The organism is Microcystis sp. LE18-22.4A, assembly GCF_027531105.1.
GTDB lineage: Bacteria > Cyanobacteriota > Cyanobacteriia > Cyanobacteriales > Microcystaceae > Microcystis > Microcystis aeruginosa.
In genome coordinates this window covers 1-7,359 of record NZ_JAPZRB010000238.1, presented here as the reverse complement: position 1 = coordinate 7,359, position 7,359 = coordinate 1, and the positions used below count along the sequence as shown (strand labels likewise).

Here is a 7,359-nt window from a genome sequence, read left to right as displayed (position 1 = left end):
TTCTCGGCTGGTGAGAGAGAGTCTATCTTTCTCTAAAAAAATGGAGAATCACGTTGGGGAACCCTTTGGTATTTTATCCATGACTACAATGCACAGCAAAGCAAAGGATTAAGCCGCCATCACTACTACCGAATCACCACCCAACTATTTATTAGTACATGACATAAAAGCAAGCTGTGATTGAGTTATAATTTTTGCAGATGTCTAATGAACTGAAAACTCACAGGGTGCATCTCATATTGGTGACTTTCTCTCACTTATGGTGAGCAGCAGAAGTTATTAAAAGAGGGCGAATGCAATTCGCCCCTACAATAATATTATTGCGCCATCTGATAACTGATAACTGATAACTGATAACTGATAACTGATTAAGACATTTCTAACATTCTTTGAATCGGCAACAGTGCCTTAACTCTTAAATCTTCAGAAATAGTAATTTCTGGAGTTTTATCTCGCATACAGAGATACAATTTTTCGAGAGTGTTCAGTCTCATGTAGGGACACTCATTACAAGCACAGTTATTTAAAGCTGGTGCGGGGATAAATACTTTCTCTGGGGCGGATTTTTGCATCTGGTGAATAATCCCCGGTTCTGTGGCGACAATAAAGGTTTTTTCGGAACTTTTCAGGGAATAATTTAATAGTGCCGTCGTGGAACCAATATAATCGGCATGGCGTAAAACCGATGCTTCACACTCAGGATGGGCGATAATTTTTGCTTCTGGATGGGCGACTTTTAATTCTATTATCTTGCGTTCGGAAAAAGTTTCATGGACAATACAACTACCCTGCCAGAGAACTAAATCTCTACCAGTTTGCTGACTGACGTAATGACCTAAATTGCGATCGGGAGCGAAGATAATCGGTTGATGGGCAGGGATTTGATTAACTATTTTGACTGCGTTGGAACTGGTGCAGATAATATCACTCATGGCCTTAATTTCTGCACTGCAATTGATATAGGAAATCACGATATGATCGGGATATTGGGCTTTAAAACGAGCAAAATCTTCAGGATGACAACTATCAGCTAAAGAACATCCTGCATCTAAATCCGGCAGCAATACCAACTTATCTGGGTTTAAGATTTTAGCTGTTTCTGCCATGAAGTGAACCCCCGCAAATACGATCACATCTGCTGGCGTTCGGGCAGCCTGTTGGGATAAACCGAGAGAATCACCAATATAATCAGCTATATCCTGTATGTCAGAATTTTGATAGTAGTGAGCCAGAATAACGGCGTTTAATTCCCGTTTAAGCTCTTTAATTGCCGTAAATAGGTCATCAGGTAAGCTCGATCGATTTGCGGGTTGAACAGTTGTGAACACGGTGGCATTTATGGTTATTTTTACCAAATACTAAACAAGTCCCTATATCATAGCAAATTTTTTTAAAGTGATTAGGGAGCGAGAGCTTTTTTCCGTGCTCAGTAAACAGTCATCAGTAATCGGTGAACTGAAAACTCACATCTGATCACAAGGGCCGAATCTAAAACCTAATTGGTTAAGTTAAAAGCTTTGATGTGCTTAGTTTCTACCTTCTTTTTTGGAGCCTGTTGCCTTGTACCATGATTAACTCCCAATCCCACTTGAACAACCCGCTTCCTTCTCCCCAATGCTGTAACAAAAAACAACTATCCCCCGATAGCGATCGCTATTGGTCGAATAATTATAAATTTTTGTCAAGGGGTGCGGTCAGACATAGGAATCATCGCTAGAATGAGCCTGAATTGTCAGAAATTTAGTTAAACAAGGTTTTTGGCAATATGCTAATCTGGCTAACACGCTTTTGGACGTGATATGGGGAAAACTTCTTGCGATCACGCTTAAATGGGGTGATATACAGAAAGTTTCTACATATCGTTAAGCTAAACGGCTTTTACTTCGGATCACCGATATAGACTCCAAAAGGTTTATAGCTATTGGATCATGCAGGTTAAGCGCCGTTTAGCTTACTCTGGAGAGTGTTATACAGAAAGTTGACCTATAATATGTAGTTATGCCGCTTAGTCCTTGGTAGGGGCGTAACCGGAGCCGAAGCTGTTGGGATGTAGGGTTAGACTGGCGGAAAGTTTTTAGTAAAGTGTAATTTAAGGTTACTTGTGAGCAAACATTGCTCTGGAGAAAATTTCATAGTATAATCAGCGCCGAGCCAAATACATACTGAACGCAGATGCTTGAAGAATTTGTGAGCTTAGGGAAGTGGTGGCTTCCTAACAAACCAGAAGTAGTAGTTCCAGGAAAACTAAGCTTTTCGCCTGAGAGTGGCGCAACATTAGAATTAATTGGTTCGCTTTATAGTTCACAGTTTGAAGAGATAGGTCAGGTAGAAGACATTGCCTTTCCAAATGAGATTTTTTCCATTGAAGGGGAATCAAATCTAACATCAGCTGTACGACTTGACTTTATAAAGCCTGAGGAAATCATTATTCTCGGTTTGCTTGATAACAATGAAGAAATTACCTTATACAGGTGTTCTGGACGAATTAAAAACTTTGAATTTGTAAAAGGCAGACCGACCCTTTCGTTCAATGTCGAGTATGTTTTTAGAAAAATTCACTTTGAATATGAACAGGACATAAAATTGAAATCTATTTCTGTTCAATATTCTCATCTAGAGAAATGGGTTGGCAAATCTGGAATAGAGGTTTTTGTATCTCAAGAAGAGAACAAAATATGGATGAGTTATCAGCCGCCATCGAACATTCATTTGACGAAAATTGGCAGTCTGGATTTATATATTACCTTTTCTCCAGTATGTGTTCATCCATTTTACTCCTATTTTGGCGCAATCTATTACAATGCAAATATTGAGCAAAAAACTTATCTGACCATACAAAATCCCTGCAATCAACCAATAGATGATTGTGTCAATTTATTGATAAAATTCAGTGATTTTTTAAGCTTTGCAATGACAAAAGCAACTTCAGTAATTAAGGTTACTGGGAAAGCAGATGTCATTCATGAAAAGCCTGTAAAGCAAGCAAATGGAGATTTCACACTGGAAAAAGAGGCGCGGGAAACTCAAGTCATCATAATATTTGGTTTATGGAATTTTACGAAGAGTTCTGAGATAAACTTGTCCCCCGATAAAATGCTATTTCTATTTAGTGATGTAGAAAACAATTTGGGATCAGTCTTTGAAGCATGGATTAATAAAAGGGAGGAATATGAACCTGTTTTTGACTTGTTAATGGCAACAATATATGCCTCTAGCCTTTACTTGCATTATAAATTTCTAAATATAATCCAAGCTTTGGAGGCTTATCATACAAGCAAGTATGAAGGTTCATATCAAGATAGAAAGATTTACAAAAAAGGACTTTACAAGAAATTTATAGAGGTATTGAGAGATTTTCCAAGTGAAAGTGATGATCAAGAAAATGGAATTAGTGATGAGTTTAGAAACGCTTTAAAGGGAAAAATAAAAGATCAAACACGCTTTACTTTAGAGACAAGACTCAAAGAACTTCTTAGTGATGTGTTCTCCTTGCTGCCAAATAATTTTATAGGAAGCGTAAAAGATAGGGAATTATTTTCTAGGAGAGCTTCTGAAACTCGGAATGCATTGACGCATCATGATAAAGAAAAACGACAACAGGCGGCAAGAGGTCGGGAGTTATTTCAACTTTTTCATACGTTGACTGTGATCCTACAAATTTGCTTATTAAGAGAGCTAAACCTTACCGATGAGTCTATTAAAATTCTTGTGGAGCGAAATAGAGCATATCAGAATGAATGGCGACCACCTTCAAACTGATTAACCACTCACGATTATATTGCTTGTTAAGTGCGATCGCTATTGCTGTAGGGTGCGTTCCCTAATGCAAGTCCTACTGCTCCACTGATCGATTTTGGGGAACGCACCATGCACATTTATTGAAGCCGTGGGTTAAAGTGCGATGCCGCTCTGATGGGTTGAGTTCTGGATTGGCAACCTGTCACCGAGCAAACCCGACAGTGTTGGAATGATTCTGATAGCTGACGGCTAATAGCCAAGGGTTATCAATGCTAGGATAAAGGCTTGAGTAGAGAACGATCGAGCGAAAGCCATGTCATCGACAGAAGTAAAAACCCCGCCCCCAGACAGTCCCGAATTCCTCGACGAATTGCCCGGAGAAGTGGAAATGTCCTTATTTGACCACTTGGAGGAGTTGCGGCGCCGGATTTTTTATAGTTTAATTGCCGTGGCCGTAGGTGCGGTGGGATGTTTTATCTTCGTTAAACCCCTAGTACAAGTGCTGGAAGTCCCTGCCCAAGGGGTAAAATTTTTGCAGTTGGCCCCGGGAGAATTTTTTTTCGTCTCCCTAAAAGTAGCTGGATATAGCGGCATACTGGTGGCTAGTCCCGTCATTCTCTTGCAAATTATCCTCTTTGTGCTGCCGGGGTTAACCCGTCGCGAACGGCGTTTAATTGTCCCGGTAGTGTTAGGATCGAGTGTTTTATTTTTTACCGGTTTATTTTTTGCCTATATTGCCCTGATTCCCGCCGCTTTAAACTTTTTTGTCAGTTATGGGGCGGAAGTGGTCGAACAAGCTTGGTCGATCGAGCGCTATTTTGAATTTGTCTTACTTTTACTTTTTAGTACCGGCATCGCCTTTCAAATTCCGGTTATTCAATTGATTTTGAGCTTTTTAGGCATTATTTCCTCGCAAACGATGTTATCGGGTTGGCGTTTCGTGGTTTTAGGGGCAGTGATTTTAGGTGCGATTTTAACCCCTTCCACAGATCCTCTCACCCAATCCCTGTTAGCAGGGGCGGTCTTGGGTCTATACTTTGGGGGCATTGGGGTAGTGAAATTAACGGGACGTTGATTAGCTATTAGCCGTCATAGGAGACAGGAGACAGGAGTGGGAAGTGGGAATTATGAATTATAAATTATGAATTATGAATTGGCGAGCGGGGAACAGGGAGAACAAAGCTGCCTTTTGCATGAGTGCATGAGTGCCTGAGTGCATGAGTGCATGAGTGCCTTTTCTGGCTGATGGCTGATGGCTAAAAAGCTGATAGAATTTGACGGCTGAAAACTAATTAAGCCAGAAAGCTAGAGATTGATTCTAGATTGATTGACATACTCCCACCGTCAAGCTACGCTGTGACGGGGGATTCTTTCCATAAGCTGTTCGTAATTTAAATTGCTTGTTGAGACGAGGCAAGAGGCAAGAGGCAAAAGGCAACACCCCCCGACGTCGGGGGGGCAGGGGGGGTGGGGGGTTTGGGTCGGTTTCTGTTTGCCCAACAGTACCGTTGAGATGATTTCCCAAATATTTTAACCCTTTTTTAAGAATGTTGATGGCTGCATTATGATCCCTATCTAAGACTGTTTTACAGTTAGGACATTGATGAGTTCTAGTGCTTAATGTTTTTTGAACTCTCGTCCCACAAACTAGATCTCTTGCAAAAGTAATCAAGATATATCCTTTTGTCGGTAACGAAGTTCGTAATTGTAGATACCAGCAATCAAATTCAATCTCAGACCAAATCGCCGTCTGCGATTTCTGTATCTTGATGAAAGTATCCGAAATATTTTGAGACGACGATGAATATGTTCTATAACTATGCGCCGTTGTGATAACTGACGATTGGCTTTTTTTTGCTCTTTACTTAGTTTTTCTTTTTTCTTTTTTTTATGAGGAATTTGACTGTTTTGATGGAGCTTCTGAATTCCTTGATAGCCTTTATCCCCTAATATTTCTATTTTCTTATTTAACCTTATTTTGCTCTCTTTCCACAGTCGAAAATCATGGACTCTTCCTTTCTCACAACGGACACAGATTACCTGCTCGCTTTTTTGGTCGCAACGCGCTCGCTGCGCGAGATCGGCAACGACTTGCGACTTTAATGTGTGGTATCCCTGCTTGCCACTATAGTATGATTTCTGTTTTTTTTTGGGTCTTTCTATCTCCTGTTCTGACACATCCACCACTATTACTTCTATTTCACTATTACTTTCTAAGAGGGCTTTTTTTCCGGGTAGATTAAACAGACCTGATTTGATGAGAACATTCTCTACTTTCCTAACAATTCTATACGCCGTTGATTCGTTAATACCCCAACTATTTCCCCGATGAAAATAGGTGCGATATTCTCGCCAATATTCTAATGTTATTAGTAGTTGGTCTTCCGTACTCAATTTGCTAGGTCTACCTGTCTTTTTTTGCCAAACTTTTTCTGCCTTTAGGACTGTTACCATATCCTTAAATGTATCTGGATACACGCCACACAAGCGTTTGAACTCTGTTGGCTTTAAAGTTTTTACTTGTTCGTAATTCATCTTTCAATCTTAACTCTTGGACTATTTTATCCTATTTTGTCTAGACTTATGCAAGAGATCTAATATGAATCAAAATCCAGATTTCTTCACCCCTGAGTAACCAGACTTTATAAAGTTTGTCAGCAAAACGTTTTTTTGTCTTTGCTGAAGCGGTAATCCGTTTGAGTTCTTTTTCTAGGGATTCGGGAATTTTTGTCCAATCAATTAGTTGGTGAACTTCAGGAAAGAAGAAATGTAAAAACGCTTCAAAATATTCGGTTAATGCTTCTTTCCAGGGTTCATCATAATTGGCGGTTGGTTGTTTCATGGCGAGTCGCTACCAATTGGAAAGTTAGGCACTCATCTAAATCTATTATTCCCCATAAATATCATCAATGCTACTTGTCGTCACAAAACTTCCCATTAGAGCAACCTACATCTACATCTTTGTTCTAACATTTATTGGTAAAACTATATAATGCCGTCAGATATTTGGGGTAGGAGTTAAAGGCACCGGGAAGGATATCTTTGACCAAAAAAGGAGTTGACATGATTTTTTCCTGAATAAAGGGTGAAAATTTTAAAATCGCCGTTTCCCGCACTTGGGACAGTCCTAGTCGTTACCATGCCAAGAAGCGGCTCAATCATCGCCGTCAGCGTTGGGTTTCATGCTTTAACCCAACCCACGTTCATCTCTGGTATAGATTAGAGTCGATTATTAACATTGATTTTTGCTTATGATTTATTATGGTTTCAGTGGGTATTAATGGGGGTTATTATAAAGTTTTTTGAACGGCTCTTCTGGTTTATGTGTGGGAACGAGGTCTATACTGATATTTTCTAGTTTCTTCCGCCGCTCGACTGAGCGTCGCCGAACGTCAACATAGCCCTAAAAGTCTTGCTTGATAGGTATTTCACGGTTTCATAAGCAAAAATCATAACACAAAGTCGAGAAGAGCCAAAAAATATACTTTGCACGGCTACAACTTGCATTTTTTACTCAAAGACAATAATATAGTTTAAGAGTCATAATTAGAAGCAAAGCACTCATTGAAAACATGATTAACCTAGAATTCACGGAAGAAGAAAAGAACTCACTGTATTATG

4 protein-coding genes and 2 pseudogenes are annotated in these 7,359 nt (G+C 39.7%); 2 read left to right on the top strand and 4 right to left on the bottom strand.

Annotation, left to right across the window (positions count from 1 at the left end; all coding sequences use genetic code 11):
• Window positions 1-368: 368 nt before the first annotated feature.
• Window positions 369-1,328, bottom strand: coding sequence for a quinolinate synthase NadA (gene nadA / locus O9295_RS10945; protein WP_288032948.1), 960 nt, complete (start codon window positions 1,326-1,328; stop codon window positions 369-371).
• 844 nt (window positions 1,329-2,172) lie between these two features.
• Here nadA and O9295_RS10940 point away from each other — a divergent pair.
• A complete protein-coding gene (locus O9295_RS10940; RefSeq protein ID WP_288032946.1) occupies window positions 2,173-3,759 on the top strand; it encodes an ApeA N-terminal domain 1-containing protein in 1,587 nt (528 codons plus the stop codon).
• 292 nt (window positions 3,760-4,051) lie between these two features.
• Window positions 4,052-4,813, top strand: coding sequence for a twin-arginine translocase subunit TatC (tatC, locus tag O9295_RS10935; RefSeq protein WP_288032945.1), 762 nt, complete (start codon window positions 4,052-4,054; stop codon window positions 4,811-4,813).
• Window positions 4,814-5,056: 243 nt separating this feature from the next.
• On the opposite strand, the pseudogene O9295_RS27815 reads toward tatC, so the two are convergent.
• The 3 genes and pseudogenes from O9295_RS27815 to O9295_RS10920 form a co-directional block, all read right to left on the bottom strand.
• A pseudogene (locus O9295_RS27815) lies at window positions 5,057-5,386 on the bottom strand (zinc ribbon domain-containing protein); the annotation flags it as partial.
• 20 nt (window positions 5,387-5,406) lie between these two features.
• Complete coding sequence (locus O9295_RS10925; protein WP_288032944.1) at window positions 5,407-6,273, bottom strand: IS5 family transposase; 867 nt, start codon at window positions 6,271-6,273, stop codon at window positions 5,407-5,409.
• Between the two features lie 61 nt (window positions 6,274-6,334).
• Window positions 6,335-6,580, bottom strand: a pseudogene (locus tag O9295_RS10920) (hypothetical protein); the annotation flags it as partial.
• Window positions 6,581-7,359: the final 779 nt, after the last annotated feature.

Excerpts from the sequence above, each read along its gene's own strand:
- O9295_RS10940 (WP_288032946.1), top strand. The coding sequence starts at position 2,173 with ATGCTTGAAGAATTTGTGAGCTTAGGGAAGTGGTGGCTTCCTAACAAA.
- O9295_RS10925 (WP_288032944.1), bottom strand. The coding sequence starts at position 6,273 with ATGAATTACGAACAAGTAAAAACTTTAAAGCCAACAGAGTTCAAACGC.
- tatC (WP_288032945.1), top strand. The coding sequence starts at position 4,052 with ATGTCATCGACAGAAGTAAAAACCCCGCCCCCAGACAGTCCCGAATTC.